The sequence below is a fragment of the Sphingobium fuliginis genome (assembly GCF_015074805.1).
Classification (GTDB): domain Bacteria; phylum Pseudomonadota; class Alphaproteobacteria; order Sphingomonadales; family Sphingomonadaceae; genus Sphingobium; species Sphingobium fuliginis.
Map to the genome: position 1 here is coordinate 246,095 of NZ_CP060037.1, position 22,643 is coordinate 268,737.

The window sequence follows — 22,643 nt, forward strand, 5'->3', positions numbered from 1 at the left end:
ATGTGCCGCTCTTGCCAAACATGTCCCCGGGCATGCCGCGCCTTGCCGCCACACGGGCGGCAAGGCGGCTGGCGAACGCGGTCGTTACATCCGGAGGATGGCCTTGATCGCGCTGCCGGTTTTTTCGGTGTCTTCGACAGCCTGGTTGATCTGATCGAAATCGTAGAACGAGCAGAGCTTCTCGAATGGGAACAGGCCGGCCTTCTGCATCGCGATCAGCTGCGGGATGAACACCTGCGGCGTGCTGGAGCCTTCCACTACCCCGCGCAGCTTGCGGCCGAACAGGATGTTGTTCATATCAAGCGAAAATTCGGTGCCCATCTTGGCGCCGCCCACGACTGCGGTTTCCCCCATGTTGTGGGTGCTTTCAACCGCCGAACGCAGCACTTGCGGGATCGCGGTCGTATCCATCGCATAGTCCGCGCCGCCGCCCGTCATTGCGACAATCGCTTCCTGGGCATTTGTGGTCGAGGCATCGATGACATCGGTTGCGCCGAGTTCGCGCGCGACTTCGAGCCGAGCCGGATTGCGATCGACCGCGATGATCTTGAGACAGCCCGAAGACTTGGCGGCCATCAGCGCGCTGAGACCGACCGAGCCGACGCCGAAAATGGCGATCGACGAACCCGGAGCCGGCTGCAGCGAATTGAGGATTGCGCCCGCCCCGGTCTGGATGCCGCAGCCCAGCGGGCCGAGCAATTCGATCTGCGCGTCGTCGGCAACCTTGACGCAATTGTTCTCGCTCGCGATCGAATAGGTCGCGAACGAGGACTGGCCGAAGAAGCAGGCGTTCACGTCCTCGCCGTTGCGCGTGATCGGGGTCGATCCGTCGAGCCTGCGGCCCATGAAATTGAGCGGGAACAGGCTGGGGCAATAGGCCTGATGCCCCTTGAGGCATGACGGGCAGGTGCCGCAGTAGCTGAACGACAGGACCACCTTGTCACCTGGCTTGACAGTGGAAACGCCGCGTCCGACCTTTTCGACAACGCCCGCGCCCTCGTGGCCGAGCACAGCCGGCAGCGGGGTCGGATAGTATTGGTCGCGGACAGTCAGGTCGGTGTGGCACATGCCCGCCGCGGCAACCTTTACGAGCACCTCACCATCGCGGGGGTCCTCGATCGATACGTCATCGAGGACGAATTCCCCGCCTTGGCGTTCGATGATCGCGGCGTAGGCTTCCATGCATTTTCTCCCGGTTTTGCGCCAAATCGCGCGTTATCAGCAAAAGAAATAGAGATTCTTGTCTTGCGTGACTCTCGCATCGAGGATCAGTTTGCGCCGGAAGACCTTGAAACCATTGCCGTCCCGGCGCAGCTTGTCCTCGCGCCCCAACGTATGGACCGTGACCTCGGTCTGGCGGCGGTTGCGGTAGACAAGGATGTTCGACAGGACGTCCAGTTCACCGTTGCCGGCTTCGAAAGCTTCGACATTCGAAACGAAGTACCGGATCTTGGATGGCGGATCCTCCATCCAGACCTGGCCTGAATAAAGCCGCTCGACGCGCTGCTTGAGCTCTCCGAAATCATCATTGTAGATCGCCGCATCGTCCGGCGTCGGGTCCGGGCGCCGGTCCCTTGCGAAGCGCTGTTCGTAGATCGGCATCCAGTAATGGATGTCTTCGGCGACCATTCCGTGCAGCCATTCCCGGTACTGCCCGGTCTGCAACAGTCTGACCTCGGCGCGATAGTGTGCCTCGACGGCATAGTGCACATCCGGCGTCACCGGTATTTGTTCGGACGACATGTTCTCTCCGTAATTCTCGATTTTTGGATCGGCGCTGGCGCTCACTCGGCGGCGTCGAGCTTTTCAGTCCAGAAAGTGCGGTTCGGGAAGACCGAATCCCAAGTGTCGTCGTTTGCTTTCACGCTCGCCCAATCCGGGGCATCGATCATTTCCTTCCAGAACCGGTAGAAGCCCCGGTAGGAGGTTTCGCCGATGAAGCTGATTCCGACGATGCCGGGATAGACCGGATGCGGTCCTTCGTAGCCGGCCCCCATCGTGGAGTTCATTCTGCCATCGCGCGTGATCACGCCACGGTTCATGTAGGTTGCCGAAGACATGTTTTCGCCGTCATCGCTTTCCAGCGTTCCGGCGGTGCCGAAGGTGCGGATCGCTTCGCGCTGGATCATGCTCTTGGTAGCTGGATCGGCATCACGTGGCACCATGGTATAGGTCCATACCTCGATTTCATGCGGTCCGCGCGGATGCCAAATCTTGAAGGTGTTGGTCCCGTAGAGGAACGAGCAGTTGGGGAAGATCGAGCAGTTCCAATGCCCCATATAGAGCCGTTCGCGCTCCGGACCGAACTTGCGGCGCACTTCGCCGCGCGTATCCTCGAGATATTTGGTCCAGCCCTCGCGCTTGACGTGGATTGCGGCCGCTGCGTTGTCGATCACCCCGAAGCCGTGGCCATGACGGGTCGTGAACTGCAGCCCAAGATCGTCGAAGGGAATGTCCGCGCGATTGCCCGAAAGGCCTGCCAGCTCGCCGCCGATCTGGCCGAGCGCGGCGGCATGTGTCCAGCCGACGTGATAACCGTCGCCGATGAAGTTCTCGGTCGGTACCTTCCAGTTGCACTGGAGCAGGCTCTTCATCGGAGGTCCGAGCAATTCCAGGCCGCCGCCGGCGCCTTCCCAGATGGTATCGAGATAGAAGCGGAACTCACCAAGATAGTCCTCGAGGCTAGGCGCTTCGGGATCGTGGCAACCGAAAATAAAACCCTTATAGGTTTCGACTCGAACTGACTTTGCCGCCAACGCATCCTTGTCGAGGCTGTTGTGGTAGCAACGCGACTCAAGCGGGACATCGACCAGCGATCCATCCTGTCCGAACACCCAGCCATGATAGTTGCAGACGAACGCCTTGGCATTTCCGCTGTCGGCGTGACAGATCTGGTTGCCGCGATGGCTGCAAGAGTTGATGAAGGCGCGAAACGTCCCGTCGCTTTGGTGCGAGAGGATGACCTTGTCTTCGGCCATGTATGTCGTGATGAAGTCGCCCGGCTTGGGCACAAGCGATTCGTGGCCGAGCATCAGCCATGCGCGGGAAAAAATCCGCTCAATTTCAAGATCGTAGACATCCTTGTCCCAGAAAACCTGGCGGGACTGGCTGGAATTGACCGTGTCTACGAGTGTGGTGTCGCCGCTCATGGCTCTTTCTCCGGTTTTCACGACCTGCGATTGTATTCGGCAGATCCGTGCGCTAAGGGCAATGCGATGCACGATATGCAAAATGCCGATACTGCGCAAGTGGGATTGAGACAGCCGGGCCGCTCGTTCTGATGGGTGCTGCCAACGGTTCTCCAGGCTGGCGGCGTGCCCCGCGTTACCTGTGGAATTCACCATTCTTGCTGCTTTCGCTTGCTTCGCTGTTCTGGGCCTTGAACCCCATCGTCGGCCGGGCGGCGCGCGACTTGCTTTCTCCCCTGTCGCTGGCCTTTTGGCGTTGGGTGGTCGCGTTGCTGTTCGTTCTGCCCTTTGCCTGGCGGCACGTCGTGGCCGATCGTCGGGTCCTGCGCGAGTCCTGGCGCTTGCTGGCGGTGCTGGGCGTGTTCGGCGTGGGGGTGTTCGCCTTTATCGTTTACTGGAGCCTGCAACTCACCACAGCCACCAACAGCCTGCTGCTGCAATCGACCATGCCGATCATGACTCTGGTCATGCCGAGCATTCTGTTCGGGGAGCGGATCAGACCGCTGCTGGCTTCCAGTGCGGCGCTGTCTTTTACCGGAGTCGTCTGGATCGTGACCAGAGGGCAGCCTTTCGCGTTGCATCTTGGCGGGCTCAACCATGGCGATTTGCTCGCCCTGACCGGGGTCTTCCTTTACTCGGCCTACGCGACGTTCTTGCGCAAGGTGCCCGCCATACACCACATGACTCTGCTCGCGGTGCTGTTCGCCGTCGGCATAGGAACATTGGCTGTCCCTTTCCTCGTCAGCCTGGCCGATAGTGGAATCGCCGTGCCGCAAATTGAAGTGGTTGCCGCGGTGCTGTATGTCGGCATCTTTCCCTCGCTGATTGCTTATGCTTTCTTCAACCGCGTGGTGGTGCTGATCGGTTCAGTAAGGGCTGGCGTCTACATGAACCTCCCCACGGTGTTCGGCGTTTTCCTGGCGGTGCTGCTGTTGGGAGAGAGACTTGAAACCTATCACATGGTCGGTGCGGCCATTGTGGTGGCCGCGATATTCGTTTCGCGCCGAGTAGCGGCGGGGCAGACAGAAAAGAGGGGAGAGCGGAAACCATGAGTGATGAGACCGGGGCGGTGGCCTACGATGGCGCGGTGCGGTGGGCTGCGGGGCGCCCTGACCAATTCTGGCTCGAGGCCGCAAAGGCGATCGACTGGGTCGAAAATCCGCCGCGCGCGTACGACCAAAGCATGGGCTGGTTTCCCGAAGGCATCATGAACACATGCCACAATTGCCTCGACCGGCATGTCCAGGCCGGACGCGGCGATGCGGTGGCGCTAGCCTATGATAGCCCCGTGACCGAAACCATCCGCCGCTACTCCTACCGCGAACTGCTGCATGAAACCGAACGTACGGCGGCGATGCTGGCGAGCCTCGGCGCGAAAAAAGGGGATCGGGTAATCCTCTACATGCCGATGATCCCCGAGACGGTTTTCGCGATGCTGGCTTGCGCGCGGCTCGGTGTGATCCATTCCGTTGTGTTCGGCGGGTTCGCCCCACCCGAACTGGCCAAGCGGATCGACGATGCCACTCCCAAACTGGTGCTCACCGCTTCGTGCGGAATCGAAGGCAGCCGCACCATTGCCTACAAGCCGATGGTCGATGAAGCGCTGGTCCTTGCCGCCCACTCGGTCGAGCATGTCGTCCTCGTCCAGCGCGAACAGCTAACCGCGGACTTGATGCCCGTCCGTGACATTGACTGGCACGATCTGCGGCGGAGGACCGCCGATATGCCGGCGCCTCCGTGCGTTCCTCTCGCCTCCGGCGATCCGCTCTACATCCTCTACACTTCGGGCACCACAGGAACTCCCAAGGGAGTGGTGCGCGACAATGGCGGACACGCCGTGGCCCTGGCGTGGTCGATGGCCAACATCTATGGCATCGGGGCAGGGGACACGTTCTGGGCAGCCTCGGACGTCGGTTGGGTGGTGGGGCATAGCTACATCGTCTATGCCCCGCTGCTGGTTGGGGCCACGACTGTCCTGTTCGAAGGCAAGCCTGTCGGCACACCCGATCCCGGCACGTTCTGGCGGACCATAGCGCGCCATAATGTCAAGAGTTTCTTCACCGCGCCGACCGCGATTCGGGCGATCCGCAAGGAGGATCCCGATGCCCGGTACCTGAAGGAGATCGGCGTCGGCGCGTGCCGTGCGGTGTTTCTGGCCGGCGAACGCGCGGACCCGGAAACGATCGCCTGGTTGGAGCGGGAAAGCATTTTGCCGGTGATCGATCATTGGTGGCAGACCGAGCTGGGCTGGCCGGCCATCGCCTCGTGCTTCGCGATGGGGGATTTGCGCCGCAAGCCTGGCAGCGCTGGCTTTCCGGTGCCAGGATATCAGTTCGCCATCCTCGACGACGAAGGATTTGCTCTGCCCGACAAGGCAAGCGGCAATATTGTGATCAAGACCCCGCTGCCGCCCGGCACTTTCCGTTCGCTGTGGAACAACAACGCCACGTTTGTCCGGAATTTCGAGACGTTCCCTGGATACTACGAAACCGGTGATGCAGGCTTTCGCGACAGTGAGGGCTTCATGCACATCATGGGACGAACCGACGACATCATCAACATCGCCGGTCATCGGCTGTCGACCGGACAAATGGAAGAGATCGTGTCGCGGCAACCAGGTGTCGCTGAATGCGCCGTCGTCGGTGCGGACGATGACCTCAAAGGTATGGTACCGATTGCTTTCGTCACCCCGCAGATTGGTTTTGCGGCAGATAAGGGCATAGCCGAGCGCTCTGTCCTTGCCGTGCGTAGCGAGCTTGGTGCGATCGCGGCGATGAAGGCGGTGCTGGTCGTCGAGCAATTGCCCAAGACCCGTTCTGGCAAGATCTTGCGTAGCCTGCTCCGCAAGATTGTGAACCGCGAACCCTTTGATATCCCCGCGACAATTGACGAGCCAGAAACGCCGGCCAAGATTGCGGTTGTTTATCGGGAAAAATGTGGATTTAATGACCCTCATCCGCCAAACTCCGGCAAGTGATTGACCCGCATCACGATTTTTTGACCGTTTAGTGTGGATCGGCGTGCAAAAAAGAACCCCGTTATGGAGTGGGCCCCTGGGGTCGGACAGGTGGGACCATAATGATTGACCGTGGGTTTGGCTTTTGGAGAAAAGCCAATGCGACACCGTTCCCACAGCATGGAGTTCAAACGTCAGGTCGTTCAGGAATATCTGGGCGGCGAAACATTGCATGGGCTGGCCAAGCGTCATGACGTTTCTCGCCAATTGATCCGGGTCTGGATTGAGAAGTATGAGGCGGGCGAGTTCGACGATGACGCGCAAGCGGCTGATCTCATCCAGCAATATGAGGCCCGCATCGCCGCGCTGGAACGCCTGGTAGGCAAGCAGGCTCTCGAACTGGAGTTTCTAAAGGGGGCTCTGCAAAGCGCACCGCGGCCGAGAAACGGGACTACATCCGTCATCACCGGCCCCTTGGCATCTCCGTCTCCCAGGGGTGCAGACTGATGGGTATCGCACGTTCAACCTATTATCATGGGCGGGTGAAGCGGGTTGACGAAGCCGATCTGCTGGCCGCAATCATGGCGATCTGCGATGAGTTTGAGGCTTATGGCTGGCGACGCGTACGGGCGGCCCTTCAGCACCAGGGCATCTGCGCAAATCATAAGCGCATCAAGCGTTTGATGCGGGAACACAGCCTTCAGCCGCGGAGACGGCGGAGATATGTCGCAACGACTGACAGTGATCACGATCTGCCGATCTTCCCGGACCTGGCAAAGGACGTCGCTCTGACAGGTGCGGATCAGCTCTGGGTCGCAGATCTGACCTATGTCGCGATTGCGAGTGGCTTTGCTTATGTGGCGATCATCCTAGACGCATGGTCAAGGCGGGTGGTTGGCTATGCCATCGGTCGGTCGATCGATGCCCGCCTCGCCATTGCCGCGCTTGAAACTGCTATCGCAAGTCGGCAGCCCTCACCGGGCCTCATTCATCATTCGGACCGTGGATCCCAGTACGCAGCCGCTTCCTACCGTGCGCTGCTGGCAGCCAATGGCATTACCGGATCGATGAGCCGGCGCGGAAATCCTTACGATAACGCCAAGGCGGAAAGCTTCATGAAAACGCTCAAGGTCGAGGCGGTCTACCCGATGGCGTTCGAGACTTTCGAGGATGTCGCCACCCATCTTCCACCGTTCATCGACCGCGTCTACAATGAACGCCGACTGCATTCCGCTCTGGGCTATTTGAGCCCGGTGCAGTTTGAGGAGTTACACACCAAAACTATGGTCAAATCCGCGGCCTGATACCTGTCCGACCCCAGGGGCCCACTCCATATTTCGATAGCTTACACAGTCGCGTGGAAGTTCATGCGGCGAGATCGGGATGTTGGTTTTGGAGACAGTGGTTCGTATCCGGCGTGAGTATGCCGGCGGGAAGGCGATCAAGGCGATCGCGCGTGATCTGCATGTGTCGCGGTAGGTAATCCGCAAGGCGATCCGAGCGCCTGAAGGCGCATTTGATTATCGACGCAAGGTTCAGCCGCTGCCGCGGATCGGTCCGTTTCAGGATCGGCTGGATGTGCTGTTGGAAGAGAACGAGGTACGGGGCCGGCGTGACCGGCTTCGGATGCCCCATATCCACGACCTTCTGGTGCATGAGGGTTTCGAGGGCTCTTACGATGCCGTGCGCCGCTATGCGGCACGGTGGAAGATCGAGCGGCGCAGGGATGTCGGCGACGGGACGACGGCCTTTATTCCGATGCTGTTCCAGCCCGGCGAGGCCTACCAGTTCGACTGGAGCCACGAGGATGTCGAGATCGCCGGCAAGCCGATGCGGGTAAAGGTCGCGCACATGCGGCTGTGCGCGTCGCGGGCGGTGTATGTCCGAGCCTATCCACGCGAGACCCAGGAGATGCTGTTTGACGCGCATGCGCGCGGCTTTGCCTTTTTCGGCGGCGTGCCCAGGCGCGGCATCTACGATAATATGAAGACGGCGGTGACGAGCGTGTTCACCGGTAAGGACCGGGTGTTCAACCGGCGGTCCCTGATCATGGCCGACCATTACATGGTCGAGCCCACGGCCTGCTCGCCGGCGGCGGGCTGGGAGAAGGGCCAGGTCGAGAACCAGGTGCAGACCATCCGAGGGCGCTTCTTCCAGCCCCGTCTGCGGTTCGCCAGCCTCGAGGAGCTCAATGGCTGGCTGGAAGCTGAGTGCCGGCGCTGGGCCGAACGACAAGCCCATCCTGAGCAGGGCGACCAGACCGTGGCGCAGATGCTGGAGATGGAACGCCCTGCATTACAGTCGATGCTGGGGCCGTTCGATGGCTTCAACGAGAGCGAGCACGGCGTGTCGGGCACCTGCCTGATCAGCTACGATCGCAACCGATACTCGGTCCTCTCGACGGTGGCGCGGCGCACGGTGCAGGTTCGGGCCTATGCCGACCGCATTGTCGTGCGATGCGGCGATGAGGTCGTCGCCGAGCATCCCCGCTTCTTCGGGCGGAACCGCACCATCTATGATCCCTGGCACTATCTGCCGGTGCTGGCCCGCAAGCCCGGCGCTTTACGCAACGGCGCCCCTTTCCAGGACTGGGAGTTGCCGCCAGCCTTGGCGCGGTTGCGACGCAAGCTGGGCAACGGCGATGATTCTGACCGGCGGTTCGTGCGCGTGCTGGCGGCCGTGCTGACCGACGGCCTGGAACTCGTCGAGGCCGCCGTGCGGGAGGCGCTGGCGACCGGCACGGCGAGCGACGATCTGATCCTCAATATCCTGGCACGGCGCCGCGAACCGCCGCGACCGCTGACGATCGTCACTTCAGAGGACAATACCCTGCGGCATCCGCCGATCGCTGACTGTGCCCGTTACGACCAACTGAGGAACTTCCATGCAGCGGCATGACATGATCGACGCGATGCGCGGGCTTAGGCTCAAGGGGATGGCCGGCGCGTTCGATGAGGCCGTCACCACGGGCCTCCAGCGTCAGCGCACAACGATGGAGATACTGACCGATCTGCTGCGCGCGGAAGCAACGCACCGCCACGCGGCCTCGATCCGATACCGGATGGCGGCCGCCAAGCTGCCGGTGGTGAAGGATATCGATGCGTTCCGCTTCGAAGGGACGCCGATCAACGAGGGGCTGGTCCGTTCGCTGCACGGTGGCGCGTTCCTGCCCGCACGGCGCAATATTGTCCTGGTCGGCGGCACCGGCACCGGCAAGACCCATCTGGCCATCGCCATCACCGCCAATGTCGTTCGCGCCGGGGCGCGGGGGCGTTACTTCAACACCGTGGATCTGGTGACCCGCCTCGAAGAGGAAGCCCGGATCGGCAAAAGCGGCGCGCTTGCCGCCCAGCTCTCTCGGCTCGATCTCGTGGTTCTGGACGAGCTTGGCTATCTGCCATTCGCCCGTTCAGGCGGGCAGTTGCTGTTCCATCTCGTCAGCAAGCTTTACGAGCAAACCAGCGTCATCATCACGACCAACCTGGCGTTCGGGGAATGGCCGACCGTGTTCGGCGATCCCAAGATGACCACCGCTCTCCTCGATCGCGTCACCCATCATTGCGACATCATCGAAACCGGCAATGACAGCTGGCGCTTCAAGAACCGAAACTGATCCTCGCCGCAGGTCAGGATGAAGATGCTTTGCGCTGCGCGCGCCTCCGGTCGGGCTCCGCCCTCCCTACGCCGCGCGCAGCGCAAGGCGCGTTCCTTGACAGTCGTGCCATCCTTGAAAGGGGGTCCCGTTTGCACGCCGATTGACACTTGAGACGCCTGCCATGCAGGGCACGGCCACGTAACCTTGTCATCTCCGTCGTGGTAGCTGTCTCATCAATGAAGTGAAGCCGATGCCGCTCCTCGCGCATGCGTGGTTGTCGATCCAGGCGCCAACGCCGACGGGCTTGGGCCACATCATCGCGTCCGCATTCCGACGCCATCAGGGCTTTTTTATATCGAAAGCCCGCAGCAAGGAGCGCCCGTGACAGCGATGCCGGATGAACTTCAAGACCACTATGGGCTTTTAGCTTCGGAGCCAGTTCGGCCATCGCGATGTCTGACTTTTCATCAACCCAGCGGCTCAATATGCTGGCGTACGGAGCGAGCTTACCGGCACCTGGTGGGCGTCCCTGTTTGGCAGGGGAAGCTGGGCCGTCTTTGAAACCCTCTGTGCGAGTTTAACGGCACAGCTTGGACTAACCCCAAAACGCCGCGCTGCATCACGCCGCGAATAACCCGCTGATACATGCGCTGAAATCCGTTCCCGAAGATCGCTCGAATAGGCTTTTCCAATCATCCACCTCCAGCAGCGAATGAATCATAATTTGCCTGGCATGGGAATCCCCGCCGATTCCTATTTCACGCCAAACGCTCTAGGGAGACCTGTGCGCGGTTGGGCGTAAAGTTATGAAATCGCGCAGATATTCGATAACATTGTTGTGAATCTTGGATTGCGCGCGAAGGCAGCTCTCGTCGAAGCCGTTCTGCGCGAGCAGCCGCGCATTCTCGCGCGCCGAGCTGTCGCCGATGATTATGCGCAGGTCGAAATCTTCGTCCTGCGAGCGCTCGGCAAGGTGCGCGAGCACGTGCTTCAGGCCTGCGTCGATGCCGAGGTCGCTCCATTTGATATAGGAGTATTGAAGATAGAGGCTGCGCTCAGCGCCCTCGATCCATTCGGTTATACGCCGCGCATAGTTATCGGGTGACAGCAGAGGCTGAATACGGATCGGGCGGGGCGCCGAGGGAAGCCTGGCTGGCGCGACCGGCTCGGGCGGAGCGGCCAGATCGAGCGCTGCGCGATCTGCCAGCTCGTCGATCGAGACGAAGAGGTCGGGCATCGCGAGCGAGGTGCCGGGCTCTGCGGCATTGTCGGAGTCAGCCATGGCCTTGTCGTGGAGGATGTAGCGCTGGAACAGCTGGGCGAGCCCCGCATCCTCAGCGATAACATGCCATTCGCGGTTACCGCGCCGGAACATTGTGCGGGCATCGGCGGGCTTGCCGAGCGGGTCGAGTGGAGGCTGACTCGCCGGGGACCAGTTGCCGCTCGATAGCCACATCACCGTGTCGTCGCGGACCGCGACCTTGGGATGGTAGGCGGAGGGGAAGCGGCGGCTGGAGTTGCAGAAGATGATCGAGGCGCTGTAGCGGGCGCCGAGACGGCTTTCGAGCCGCTCCTGAATGCTTTCCTCCCCGTCTCCGAGGTTCTCGCGCAGGTCATCGTCAATAGTGAGGGCAACCTCAGCGTTGGCCGCCGTAACGGCGTCGATCAGGGCATTGGCGATGTAGTCGGCCGAGAAGTCGTACATTGCAACGGTGAGCCGCTCCTCGACGCCGCCGAGGAAGCCTTGCAGCGTCGTCCAGCCGGTGTCGGGGCCGGCATGACAGACCAGTGTTCCATGGAAGGTCACCTCTTCGTCGATGGGATCGCCCTCGATTCCTTCATAGCGCAGGGCCGAGGCAGCGGCGGCATCGAGGCCGGCCGCAACGGGCAGGCGGTCCTGCGCGAGCTCCAGCGCCTTCCACGGGTCAGCCTGGACGACATCAATGCGGACGCCTTCGACCGCTTCCGGCAGCCGTTCCTCCGGCAGCAGGCTTTCCGGCGGCAGCCAGCGGCGCACATAGGCGACGATCGCCGGCTCGCGGACGAGCGTGCCATCGATGACGGCGAATCCCGGCTCCGCCGCGAGGAAGCCGCGCGTCCGGGAGAGCTGGTGAAGATTGCGCTCGATGACTTTGGCGACGCTCGCCTTGGCCTGTGTCATCGGTCCTGCAATTCTCCGCAAAAGTGGGCTTTGAAAATTCCCTAGTTGGTGGCCCCTTCATCTCATTCTGCCGGGGCTAGCCCCGGCAGAATGAGATGAGCCGACATCGTCCTCATCTCCTTTGCAGACGCGGAGACGGGGCCGATGATCCGACTTGGAGAATTGATGATGATCCTCGAGCTACATCGGCAGGGCGTATCCATATCAGCCATCGCCCGACGCACTGGCCGCGATCCCAAGACCATCCGCAAATATATCGAACGGGGCGTCGAAGCTCCGGTCTATGGCCCACGCGCATTGGGACGGCCGAACAAGCTGGCGCCCTATCTGGAATTTCTGCGCGAGCGGGTGGCGGCCTTTCCCGATCTGACAGCGGCGCGCCTGACGCGGGAAATCCGTGAGCTGGGTTATATGGGCGCCTATACTGCCGTGAAGCGGTTCCTGGCCGCGATCCGGCCGGAAAACGGCCCCAAGCCCTTCGAGGTGCGGTTCGAGACGCCGCCAGGCGTGCAGGCGCAGATCGACTTCGCCCGGTTCGTCGTTGATTTTACCGATGAGCCTGGCGTCAGCCGGATCGTCTGGCTGTTCAGCCTGGTGCTGGGGCATTCGCGCTTCCTGTTTGCACGCTATGTCATGCACCAGGATCTCCAAACCCTGTTGCGCTGCCATATGCAGGCTTTTGAAACGATCGGCGGTGTTCCGATCGAGATCCTCTACGATCGCATGAAAACCGCCGTGACGGGGGAGGATGATCAGGGCCATATCATCTACAATCGATCATTGCTGGCCCTGGCGCGGCATTACCGCTTCGTACCCCGCGCCTGCCGCCCCTATCGGGCCAAGACCAAGGGAAAGGTCGAGCGGCCGTTCAGCTATATCCGCAAGGACTTCTTCCTGGGCCGAAGCTTCCGCAATCTGGAAGATCTCAATGTCCAGCTGATAGACTGGCTCGATACCGTCGCCAACGTCCGTGTCCATGGCACGACGCAGCGGATCATTCTCGAAGCCTTTGCCGCCGAGCAGCCTGAGCTGCAACTGCTCCCAGCAGAGCGCTTCGATGCCGTGCTGAAGCTGGAGCGCCGCGTCAGCCACGACGGCATGGTCTCCGTCGGCGGCAACTATTACAGCGTTCCCGATCGCACCCGCCGCGTCGTCGAAATCCAGCAGTTGCCCGACAAGATCCGGATCATCGACCTGGGCCAGGTCATTGCCGAGCATCCTGTCCTGGAGGGGCGCCGACAGTACAGGATCGATCCTGTGCATCGAACCGGAGGCAGCGGGGCCAAGCGTCGTCACCACGCAAAGGATGCAATCACCATTGGCCGTATCGGCGAGCATGTCGCTGTGCGCTCCCTGGCGATCTATCAGGCGATCGGCAGCCAACTGGCCCGAGGAGAACGGCCATGAGCCATGGGGGTGCTGCGTCTCGCGTTGATAATATCCGCCGCAGTCTGGTCCATCTTAAAATGCCGCGCGCCCTGGAAATGCTCGACGCCACCCTGCGCGGGATCGAGCAGGGCAAGATCGATGGCGTTGAGGCGATCGACATATTGCTGAACGAAGAACTGTCGCTGCGGGAGAACCGCAGGATCAAGGCGGCCCTGCGCATGGCCAGGCTGCCGATCATCAAGACGCTGGACGGATATGACTTCTCCTTCCAGCCATCGCTCGACCGCAACCGGATCCTGGCGCTGGCCGGCCTCGACTTCATCAACCGGGCCGAGGTCGTGCATCTGCTGGGGCCGCCGGGCACCGGGAAAAGCCACATCGCGACCGCCCTCGCAGTCGAAGCCGTGAAGGCAGGCAAAAGCGTCTACTTCATCCCGCTTGCCGATCTGATCGCTGCGCTGGCCAAGGCTGAACGCGAAGGAACGTTGCGCGAAAGGATCCGCTTCCTGTGCCGCTCCTCCCTGCTCGTCGTCGATGAGATCGGATATCTCCCTGTCACGCCGGGCGGCGGCAACCTGTTCTTCCAGCTCGTCAACGCCCGATACGAAAAGGGCGCCATGATCCTCACATCCAACCGCGGCTTTGCGGAATGGGGGGATGTCTTTGGCGATCCTGTGGTGGCGACGGCCTTGTTGGACCGCCTCCTTCACCATGCCGTTGTCATCCAGATCGAGGGCTCGAGCTATCGTATGCGACAGCACGCCGACCTGCTGCCTGAGCATGCGCGCGCAACTCCATCCATCAACCCACCGCCCTTGCCGAAACGGCGCGGCCGACCACCAGCAAAGGAAAAGCCAGATCTCCATCACGGCTGATCACCGGCACAGACCGTCCCGCCAAACTAGGGAATTTTAGATGCCCACTTTTGCGGAATCTTCGGTGCCCGTTGACAATGCCGCCTTCGGCGGATACAAGGCGTCGGGCTTCGGGCGTGAAAATCACCGGATGATGCTCGACCATTATCAGCAGACCAAGAACCTGCTCGTCTCCTATGACGAGCACGCGCTCGGCCTGTTCTGACCCCTCGCTCAAAAGGAGAAACGGACATGGCGAAAACCATGAAGGCGGCGGTCGTCCGCGAATTCGGCAAGCCCCTGGTCATCGAGGACGCGCCGATCCCGACGGTCGGCCCCGGGCAGATCCTGGTCAAGATTGCGGCAACCGGCGTGTGCCATACCGACCTGCACGCGGCAGAAGGGGACTGGCCGGTCAAACCCAACCCGCCCTTCATTCCTGGCCATGAAGGCGTCGGGCATGTCGCCGCCGTCGGTGCGGGCGTCACCCATGTGAAGGAAGGCGACCGGGTCGGTGTGCCCTGGCTCTACACCGCCTGCGGGCATTGCGTGCATTGCCTGGGTGGCTGGGAGACGCTTTGCCACGAACAGCAGAACACCGGCTATTCGGTCAATGGCAGCTTTGCCGAATATGTCCTCGCCGATCCCAACTATGTTGGTCACCTTCCCGACAATGTCGACTTCCTCGACATTGCGCCGATCCTCTGCGCGGGCGTCACCGTCTACAAGGGATTGAAGGCCACCGAGGCCCGACCCGGCGAGTGGGTGGTCGTCTCAGGGATCGGCGGGCTCGGCCACATGGCGGTGCAATATGCCCGTGCCATGGGTCTCAATGTGGCCGCGGTCGACATCGACGATAGCAAGCTCGACCTCGCTACACGCCTTGGCGCCACACTGACGGTCAACGCGCACAGCGAGGACCCTTCGGCAGCGCTCAAGAAGGCGATAGGCGGCGCGCACGGAGCGCTCGTCACCGCCGTTTCGCCCAAGGCGTTCCAGCAGGCGCTCGGCATGGTCCGGCGCGGCGGCACGGTCGCGCTCAATGGTCTGCCGCCGGGCGACTTCCCGCTGTCGATCTTCGACACCGTGCTGAACGGCATTACCGTGCGAGGCTCGATCGTCGGCACGCGGCTCGATCTGCTCGAGGCACTGGCGTTCGCCGGCGACGGCAAGGTCAAGGCCACGGTCCATGCAGACAAGCTGGAGAACATCAACGACGTCTTCTCCCGCATGCACCATGGCGACATCGAGGGCCGGATCGTCCTCGACCTCGCCTGAACCCGACTTCGCGAAAGTACAGTTCATGTCTCCCTTACATATCCGGCCGATCGCACGGCGCCGTTTCGTCCAGGGGCTGGCGATCGGCGGCGCGGTTGCCGGCTTCGCCCCGGCGCTTCTCGCGCGATCCGCCCCAGTCTCGCCCGCCGAGCTTAGCGGGACCGAGTTCGACCTCGAGATCGCCGAGCTGCCAGTCAACTTCACCGGCAAACGCCGTATCGCGACCGCCGTGAACGGCAGCGTGCCCGCGCCGGTCCTGCGCCTGCGCGAAGGCGACACGGTCACGCTCCGTGTGCGCAACGGCCTCAAGGAGATGTCGAGCATCCATTGGCACGGCATCATCGTGCCGGCGGAGATGGACGGCGTGCCCGGCATCAGCTTTGCCGGCATCGCGCCGGGCGAGACCTTCACCTATCGCTTCGAGGTCCGCCAGAGCGGAACCTACTGGTATCACGCTCACACGCTCGCCGAGCAGACGGGACTCTATGGAGCGATCATCGTGGAGCCAAAACAGGTGCCGACGGCGCGGGCGCCCGATCGCGACTATTGCATCGTGCTCAGCGACTGGTCGGACGAGCCGCCGTTGCAGATCTTCCTCAATCTCAAGAAGCAGAGCAGCTACTATAATTTTGCGCAGCCGACCGCCGGCGATTTCCTCAAGGATGTCGGCACCATGGGCTTGGGCAAGGCGCTCGAGCGGCGGCGGATGTGGAACAGCTCGCGGATGAACCCGACCGACTACAGCGATGTCTCTGCCGCGACCTACACCTATCTGATGAACGGCGCGCCGCCCGCCGGCAACTGGACCGGTATCGCCGCGCCCGGCGAGCGCGTGCGCCTGCGCTTCGTCGGCGCGGGGACGGCGACGTTCTTCGACGTGCGGATCCCCGGGGTCGAGCTGACGGTCGTATCGACCGACGGGCAGCCGGTCGAGCCGGTCACGGTCGAGGAATTCCGGATCGGCCCGGGCGAGACCTACGACGTCGAGTTCACCATGCCCGAGGGCGGCGCCCGCACCATCTTCGCGCAGGCGATCGATCGGAGCGGCTATGCGCGTGGCACGATCGCACCGGCCCCGGGCATGGCGGCAGCCGTGCCGCCGCTCGATGCCCGGACCTGGCTCGAGCCGGTCGACATGATGGGCGCGATGGCGACGATGGGCGCAATGGGAGGCGACGCGCATGCCGGGCACGGCATGACCGAGATGCCGGCCAGGGCACGGCACGCCCGCACCGAATATGGCGCCAATACCGACATGCGCGTCGACTATCCGCGCACCAATCTCGACGATCCCGGCGCCGGGCTGCGCGGGCGCGGCTGGCGCGTGCTGACGCTGGCCGATCTGCGCACGCCGGGCGGCGATCCCGACCCGCGCGAGCCCGAGCGCGACATCGAGCTGCATCTGACGGGCAATATGGAACGGTTCATCTGGTCGCTCGACGGCATCAAGCTCAACGATTCCAGGCCGCTTCATTTCAAGCCAAACGAGCGGCTGCGCGTCACCTTCGTCAACGACACGATGATGGCGCATCCGATGCATCTGCACGGCATGTGGAGCGATGTCGAAGGCCCGGACGGCGCCTTCCAGGTCCGCAAGCATACGGTCGTGGTCCAGCCCGCCCAGCGGGTGAGCTTCCGCGTCACCGCCGACGCCATGGGCCGATGGGCCTTCCACTGCCATCTGCTCTATCACATGGCGGCCGGCATGTTCCGGGAGGTGGTGGTCGCATGATCCGGATTTTCCCCTCGCGCGGCATCGCTCTTGGCGCTGCCCTCTTCCTGGCGCCGGCGATCACGGCTCCCGCCCTCGCGCAGGATGCCTCGCCCCCGTCGCCCGCCGCCACCCCTGCCCAAACGGCCACTCCCGCTCAGCACACCCCTTCCGCGCAAGGCTCTCAGGACCATGCGGGCATGGACATGCCGGGCATGGATATGACCGACACGAAGGCGTCCGGTAACGGCGCCACGATGGACATGGGCTCGATGCAGGGTGGCAAGGCCCCGCCGGACGCGCGCAACTCGGACGATTATGCCGACGGCTATCGCAACTCGACGCTGCCGGGCTATGAGATGGCCGACAAGCTCTCGATCCCCAAGATACTTGTCGATGAGCTCGAATTCGCCAGCGGCAACGAGGGTCAGGGCGTGGGTTGGACCGTGCTCGTCACCAAGGGTCAGGACAATGACAAGCTCTGGCTGCGCAGCCAGGGCCTCAAGAACTCCCGCGACCAACGTCTCGATCCGGAGAGCAGCGTCGAGGCGCTGTGGTGGCACAGCAAGAACCCGTTCTGGGGCACGCTGCTCGGGGTCAGGCAGGATCTCGGCAAGGGCGCGACGACATGGCTGGCCGCCGGCGTCGAGGGACTGGCGCCTTATTGGTTCGACGTCCAGCTCACCGGCTATGTAGGGACCGATGGGCGTCTCGCGGCGCGCGCCAAGGCCTCCTATGAGGTCCTGTTCACCAATCGGTTGATCCTCACACCGCAGGTAGAGACCAATATCTATTCGAAGCGGTCGAGCGATCGGCAGCTCGGCAGCGGCTTCAGCAATGTCGAGCTGAGCGGACGGTTGCGCTACGAGGTGTCGCGCAAGTTCGCGCCCTATATCGGCTTCGTCTGGGAGCGCGCATTTGACGGCACGGCCGATTTCCGTCGCCTGCGCAGGGAAGGGCCTTCCGAACACAGGCTGGTGATCGGCTTGCGCGCCTGGTGGTGATCCGCGGATGGCCACTCGAGGGATCGACCGCGAACGCGCCGCGTGACAAGGCTGGATCGCAAGCCAACGGTCGCTGGCCGGCCTCCTTTTTCGTCTTGTTGCTCGCGGCGGCTGCGGCGTCGGCGGGACAGACGGCCATTCTCGCCTTCCTTCCGGCACTGGTCGACCCGGCTCGTGGCGCGCTATCGTCAAGCGCTCATGATTTTCACGTCGCGAGCCTGACCGCGGTCCATCCCCTGGCAGCCTTGCTGGCGGCGCCGCTCTGGGGCTGGATCGCGGACCGGGTCGACTATCGGGCGATGTTGCGCGCAGCGCTGGTCATCCTCGCGCTGGTGACCGCGCCGATCGGCCTCGTCGGGTTGCCTGAGCTTTATGCATTGCGTCTGGTGGCGGGGATGGCGTCGGCCGCCATCATACCGTTGGGCTTGCTCTGCGCGAGCTTTGCCGCAAGCGGGCGCGCGGACCAGGCGCGCCGCTTCACCTGGCTGACCGCCTTCGTGTTTCTGGGCGATCTCGCCGGTCCGCTGGTGGCGGAGGTCTCGGCCGCGATCCTGCCCCGCGCTCCCCTCATGATCCTCGCTCTCGGCATCGGTGCCGTCGGGGCGGCGCTTTGCGCCGTGCGTCTGCCGCGCTGGTGTGCACCTTGCATCGATGGCGGAGACCTGCCCGCGCCTACGCTCGGCGCGACGTTGATCCTGCTTTTTATCACGATCGTCGCGGGCGGCGGGCTGGCGGCGATGCATGTCAATCTCCTGGTGACGCGGAGCGCCATTTCGCTGAGCCGCGAAGAGATCGCCTGGATGCTCAGTCTCTGCGGATTGGGCATGCTGGCGGCACAGATCTTCCATGCAAAGCTGGATTGGCTGGTCACTGTGCCGAGGCGGCTTGCCGGATTGACGCTGGGCCTGCTGGCTGTGGCACTTTTCATGTTTCCTGTCGCCGCGAGTATGGCCGAGCTCAGTGGGATCATCGTTGCTGCCGGCTGGAGCTCGGCAACCCTTCGATTGGTCACCAGCTTCTGGATCAGCGGCGGCGGGGCCCCTTCAGGCGTGAAGCTCGGTTTCCAGCATTCCGCCGCCAGCATCGGGCAGGCGCTCGCGCCGCTGGCGATAGCCATCGTCGCTCCCGGGGCGCAGCCGCTCGTTCTGTGGGGGATTGGTGGTCTATCGCTAGCGCTGCTTGTGTCCCTGCCGCTAGCCTGGAGGCCGCCCGCCATCGTAAAATCATCTGCGTGATGAGGGGAGGGGCGCATTGATGCGTATAGAAAAGAAGGGGCCTCTGCCCCATGCTTATCGTTCTTCCGGGAGTCATTTCATGAAGACCCGCCTATTCGTCGCCTTGCTGTTCCTCGCCATGCCCGGCGTAGCGCTTGCGGCCAGTGATATCGTCGTCCACCGGGATCCGGGATGTGGATGTTGCGAGAAGTGGGCGCAGGCCGTGCGCGCGAAGCTGGGACGCAAGGTCGTCATGCGTGACGATGCGTCGCGCAGCGAGCTTCAGCGCAAGGCCGGCATGCCCCGGACGCTGGCATCTTGCCACAGCGCGATCGTCGATGGCTATATGATCGAGGGCCATGTCCCGATATCCGACGTCAAGCGCTTGCTGGCGACCCGTCCTGCGGGCGTCAAAGGCATTGCGGTTGCGGGGATGCCGATCGGTTCGGAGGGCATGGAAGTGGCAGGCGCTGCCCGCCAACCCTATACGGTGGTGGCCTTCGGCAGCGCCGGTCAGCGAATTTTCGCCCGCCATTGATATCGCGCGGTTTGCAGCATCCTGCAGAATTGCCCGGTGGTAGAGGACCCCGCTGTCGAGTGTAGAACCTTGTGTCAAGCGAGCTGATGGCGTCCCTACCCCTACCTACACTGAAAAAGCAACGATTTGTCTTGTAAGTTGTTCGCGGTCGTCTCCCTGATTTGCCTGAATTTGGCCCAAAATGTGGAACGATTGTGGGACCGTTTGCCCACCGAAAGTGTGAGAACGGCCCCAACATTCCCGATCAGGGCCCCGAACCGATGGCACTCACAGCATTGAAGGTGAAAAACGCGAAGCCCGGTCGCCATGTCGATAGCCGGGGCTTTGCCTGATTGCACTTTGCGTTCGCTTGCATTACATCGTCATGCAGAAAGGAAATCGACATGGCCGCAAACGCTCTTGTGCAGACCCGGATCGACGGAGCGGTGAAGGAGGAAGCCGCGACCGTGCTGGCTGCTATGGGGCTGACCGTCTCCGATGCCGTGCGCCTGATGCTGACCCGCGTTGCCCGCGACAAGGCCTTGCCGTTTGAACCGCTGGTGCCCAATGCCGAGACGATCGAGGCCATGAAGGAAGCGCGCGAGGGAAAGGGCAAGCGGTTCGCCACGGTGGTCGACCTGATGGCCGACCTCAATGCGGACGATTGAACGCTTCGGGCGGTTCAAGCGCGACTACAAGCGGGAGAAGAAGGGGCAGCACGCCAAGACGCTGGACGCTGACCTGATCCCGATCATCGAGGCGCTGGCATCCGACGAGCCGCTTGAACCGCGCCACCGCGACCATGCGCTGACCGGCGACTGGCGCGACCATCGCGATTGCCACATAAAGCCCGACCTCGTGCTGATTTACCGCAAGCCCGATGACGACACCTTGCAGCTTGTGCGCTTGGGATCGCACGCGGAATTGGGTTGGTGACGCCCGCGCATGGCGAGCTTATACGTTTGTCGGGTATGTCAGCCAGAGGCACGATTACGGGTTAGGTGTGATCAGCGAGCATCCGATGCCAACAAGCTTTTGCAGAAGACATCAATCGCAGAGATGCATTCGGCAGGCGCTGCTTGAAACAAAAATGAGGGCCATAAATCACTTTCACCCTCAAATTCTGACAAATTTGCCGTTAGTTCACGACTGGTGAGCGAGAAATGAGCCGATCGCGTTGGGCTTGAAGAGCCGACCGCTCGCTCCACCGTCGTGACCCCTACGTTGATGACCGGCGGATGCTGGCCCGGTAGACGATGCTGCCGAGAGCGACGACGACGCCCATGATGGCAAAAGATTCCATGCTCGAATGGCTCAAAAGCCAGATCGTGAGAAGGAAGGCGGAGTGCCGGCGCTGGGCCGAGCACCACACCCATCCCGAGCGCGGCGATATCACCGTGGCCTAGGCGCTGGAGATGGAGCGGCCTGTCCTGCAGCCGATCCTGGCGCCCTTCGATGGCTTCCATGAGAGCGAGCATGCCGTCACCGGCACCTGCCTCATCAGCTTCGACCGCAACCGCTACTCGGTCATGTCCAGGGCGGCGCGGCGCACGGTGCAGGTGCGCGCCTATGCGGGCCGGATGGTCATCCGCTGCGGCGAAGAGATCGTCGGGGAACATGAGCGTCACTTCGGGCGGAACCGCACCATTTACGATCCCTGGCATTATCTGCCGGTTCTGGCCCACAAGCCCGGTGCCCTGCGCAACGGCGCGCCGTTCCAGGACTGGGAGTTGCCGCCATCCCTCCATCGCCTGCGACGCAGGCTGGGGCACGGGGATGAGGCGGATCGCAGGTTCGTGCGGGTGCTCTCGGCCGTGCTCACCGATGGCTGGAGCAGGTCGAGGCGGCGGTGCGCGAAGCGCTGGCGAGCGGAACGGTCAGCGACGACCTGATCCTCAACATCCTCTCCCGTCGCCGCGAGCCGGCGACGCCCCATAGCATCGTCACTTCGGAAGACCGGATGCTGAGTCACCCGCCGATCGCCGACTGTGCCAGCTATGACCGACTGCGAGGCTATGATGCAGCGGCATGAGATGATCGACACAATGCGCGGCCTGGGCCTCAAGGGCATGGTGGCCGCGTTCGACGAGGCCGTCACCACCGGCCTCCAGCGCCAGCGCACCACCATGGAGATCCTGACCGATCTGCTCCGCGCGGAAGCCACCCATCGCGACGCCGCCTCGATCCGATATCGCATGACGGCCGCGCGGCTGCCGGTGGTGAAGGACCTGGAGCGGTTCAGCTTCGAAGGGACGCCGATCAACGAGGGACTGATCCGCTCCCTGCATGATGGCTCCTTCCTACCGGCGCGTCGCAACATCGTGCTCGTCGGCGGCACGGGCACCGGCAAGACCCACCTCGCCATCGCGATTACCGCCAACGTCGTGCGCAAAGGGGCTCGGGCACGATACTTCAACACCGTCGATCTGGTGACACGCCTCGAAGAGGAGGCCCGGATCGGCAAGGGCGGGACCCTGGCGGGACAGCTCTCACGGCTCGACCTGGTGGTGCTCGATGAGTTGGGATATCTGCCGTTCGCGCGCTCTGGTGGCCAGCTCCTGTTCCACCTGATCAGCAAGCTCTACGAACGCACCAGCGTCGTTATCACGACCAACCTCGCCTTCGGCGAATGGCCTACCGTGTTCGGGGATCCCAAAATGACCACGGCTCTGCTCGACCGCGTCACTCATCACTGCGATATCGTCGAGACCGGCAACGACAGCTGGCGCTTCAAAAACCGCAGTTAGCCGCCACTCTCACCCCAGCTTCAAAACGA

At 62.6% G+C, this 22,643-nt stretch carries 19 protein-coding genes and 3 pseudogenes; 18 read left to right on the forward strand and 4 right to left on the reverse strand.

What is annotated here, in order from left to right; genetic code table 11:
* Positions 1-84 precede the first annotated feature (84 nt).
* The 3 genes from H5V43_RS22615 to H5V43_RS22625 are packed head-to-tail and all read right to left on the reverse strand — an operon-like array spanning position 85 to position 3,149.
* Entirely contained in the window at positions 85-1,182 is a 1,098-nt protein-coding gene (locus H5V43_RS22615; RefSeq protein ID WP_025551210.1) for an NAD(P)-dependent alcohol dehydrogenase, read from the reverse strand.
* Between the two features lie 36 nt (positions 1,183-1,218).
* Entirely contained in the window at positions 1,219-1,743 is a 525-nt protein-coding gene (locus H5V43_RS22620; protein WP_025551212.1) for an aromatic-ring-hydroxylating dioxygenase subunit beta, read from the reverse strand.
* A 41-nt stretch (positions 1,744-1,784) separates the two neighbouring features.
* Complete coding sequence (locus tag H5V43_RS22625) at positions 1,785-3,149, reverse strand: aromatic ring-hydroxylating oxygenase subunit alpha (protein WP_025551213.1); 1,365 nt, start codon at positions 3,147-3,149, stop codon at positions 1,785-1,787.
* 197 nt (positions 3,150-3,346) lie between these two features.
* Here H5V43_RS22625 and H5V43_RS22630 point away from each other — a divergent pair, with 197 nt between their 5' ends.
* The 6 genes and pseudogenes from H5V43_RS22630 to istB (H5V43_RS22655) all read left to right on the forward strand — a co-directional run bounded on the left by H5V43_RS22630 (position 3,347) and on the right by istB (H5V43_RS22655) (position 9,757).
* Complete coding sequence (locus tag H5V43_RS22630; RefSeq protein ID WP_244968721.1) at positions 3,347-4,240, forward strand: DMT family transporter; 894 nt, start codon at positions 3,347-3,349, stop codon at positions 4,238-4,240.
* On the forward strand, positions 4,237-6,165 hold the full coding sequence (locus H5V43_RS22635; protein WP_025551216.1) for an AMP-binding protein: 1,929 nt from the start codon (positions 4,237-4,239) through the stop codon (positions 6,163-6,165). Before H5V43_RS22630 ends, H5V43_RS22635 begins: the two co-directional genes overlap by 4 nt.
* 138 nt (positions 6,166-6,303) lie before the next feature.
* Positions 6,304-6,651 (forward strand): transposase, encoded by a 348-nt coding sequence (locus H5V43_RS22640; protein WP_037484504.1) that lies wholly within the window; start codon positions 6,304-6,306, stop codon positions 6,649-6,651.
* A complete protein-coding gene (locus H5V43_RS22645) occupies positions 6,624-7,448 on the forward strand; it encodes an IS3 family transposase (RefSeq protein WP_242495903.1) in 825 nt (274 codons plus the stop codon). Before H5V43_RS22640 ends, H5V43_RS22645 begins: the two co-directional genes overlap by 28 nt.
* A gap of 79 nt (positions 7,449-7,527) precedes the next feature.
* Positions 7,528-9,042 (forward strand): annotated as a pseudogene (gene istA / locus H5V43_RS22650) (IS21 family transposase).
* On the forward strand, positions 9,029-9,757 hold the full coding sequence (gene istB / locus H5V43_RS22655; protein ID WP_025552193.1) for an IS21-like element helper ATPase IstB: 729 nt from the start codon (positions 9,029-9,031) through the stop codon (positions 9,755-9,757). Before istA (H5V43_RS22650) ends, istB (H5V43_RS22655) begins: the two are co-directional and overlap by 14 nt.
* Positions 9,758-10,511: 754 nt before the next feature.
* Here istB (H5V43_RS22655) and H5V43_RS22660 read toward each other — a convergent pair.
* Entirely contained in the window at positions 10,512-11,900 is a 1,389-nt protein-coding gene (locus H5V43_RS22660; protein ID WP_025552194.1) for a phospholipase D-like domain-containing protein, read from the reverse strand.
* Between the two features lie 144 nt (positions 11,901-12,044).
* Here H5V43_RS22660 and istA (H5V43_RS22665) point away from each other — a divergent pair, with 144 nt between their 5' ends.
* From istA (H5V43_RS22665) to istB (H5V43_RS22725), 12 genes and pseudogenes are all read left to right on the forward strand, one after another.
* Positions 12,045-13,307 (forward strand): IS21 family transposase, encoded by a 1,263-nt coding sequence (gene istA, locus H5V43_RS22665; protein ID WP_013041153.1) that lies wholly within the window; start codon positions 12,045-12,047, stop codon positions 13,305-13,307.
* Positions 13,304-14,164 (forward strand): IS21-like element helper ATPase IstB, encoded by an 861-nt coding sequence (gene istB, locus H5V43_RS22670; protein ID WP_013041154.1) that lies wholly within the window; start codon positions 13,304-13,306, stop codon positions 14,162-14,164. The genes istA (H5V43_RS22665) and istB (H5V43_RS22670) overlap by 4 nt, the downstream gene beginning before the upstream one ends.
* 76 nt (positions 14,165-14,240) lie before the next feature.
* Positions 14,241-14,369, forward strand: a pseudogene (locus H5V43_RS22675) (aldehyde dehydrogenase family protein); the annotation flags it as partial.
* A gap of 26 nt (positions 14,370-14,395) precedes the next feature.
* Positions 14,396-15,421 (forward strand): alcohol dehydrogenase AdhP, encoded by a 1,026-nt coding sequence (gene adhP, locus H5V43_RS22680; protein WP_007683342.1) that lies wholly within the window; start codon positions 14,396-14,398, stop codon positions 15,419-15,421.
* Positions 15,422-15,446: 25 nt separating this feature from the next.
* Positions 15,447-17,153: a copper resistance system multicopper oxidase gene (locus H5V43_RS22685; RefSeq protein WP_021238859.1), complete on the forward strand. Its 1,707-nt coding sequence runs from the start codon at positions 15,447-15,449 to the stop codon at positions 17,151-17,153.
* Entirely contained in the window at positions 17,150-18,136 is a 987-nt protein-coding gene (locus H5V43_RS22690) for a copper resistance protein B (protein WP_004212678.1), read from the forward strand. Before H5V43_RS22685 ends, H5V43_RS22690 begins: the two co-directional genes overlap by 4 nt.
* Complete coding sequence (locus H5V43_RS22695) at positions 18,130-19,371, forward strand: MFS transporter (RefSeq protein ID WP_007683345.1); 1,242 nt, start codon at positions 18,130-18,132, stop codon at positions 19,369-19,371. The genes H5V43_RS22690 and H5V43_RS22695 overlap by 7 nt, the downstream gene beginning before the upstream one ends.
* A gap of 79 nt (positions 19,372-19,450) precedes the next feature.
* Complete coding sequence (locus H5V43_RS22700; RefSeq protein WP_007683347.1) at positions 19,451-19,888, forward strand: DUF411 domain-containing protein; 438 nt, start codon at positions 19,451-19,453, stop codon at positions 19,886-19,888.
* Positions 19,889-20,271: 383 nt separating this feature from the next.
* Complete coding sequence (locus H5V43_RS22705; RefSeq protein ID WP_004212689.1) at positions 20,272-20,535, forward strand: type II toxin-antitoxin system RelB/DinJ family antitoxin; 264 nt, start codon at positions 20,272-20,274, stop codon at positions 20,533-20,535.
* The gene (locus H5V43_RS22710; RefSeq protein ID WP_004212690.1) at positions 20,522-20,803 is read left to right on the forward strand and encodes a type II toxin-antitoxin system YafQ family toxin; all 282 of its coding nucleotides are present in this window, start codon (positions 20,522-20,524) and stop codon (positions 20,801-20,803) included. The genes H5V43_RS22705 and H5V43_RS22710 overlap by 14 nt, the downstream gene beginning before the upstream one ends.
* Before the next feature lie 401 nt (positions 20,804-21,204).
* Positions 21,205-21,899: pseudogene (locus H5V43_RS22720) on the forward strand (Mu transposase domain-containing protein); the annotation flags it as partial.
* Positions 21,886-22,614, forward strand: a complete 729-nt coding sequence (istB, locus tag H5V43_RS22725; RefSeq protein WP_025549137.1) for an IS21-like element helper ATPase IstB — start codon at positions 21,886-21,888, stop codon at positions 22,612-22,614. The pseudogene H5V43_RS22720 and the gene istB (H5V43_RS22725), both read left to right, overlap by 14 nt.
* The last annotated feature ends 29 nt before the right edge of the window (positions 22,615-22,643 follow it).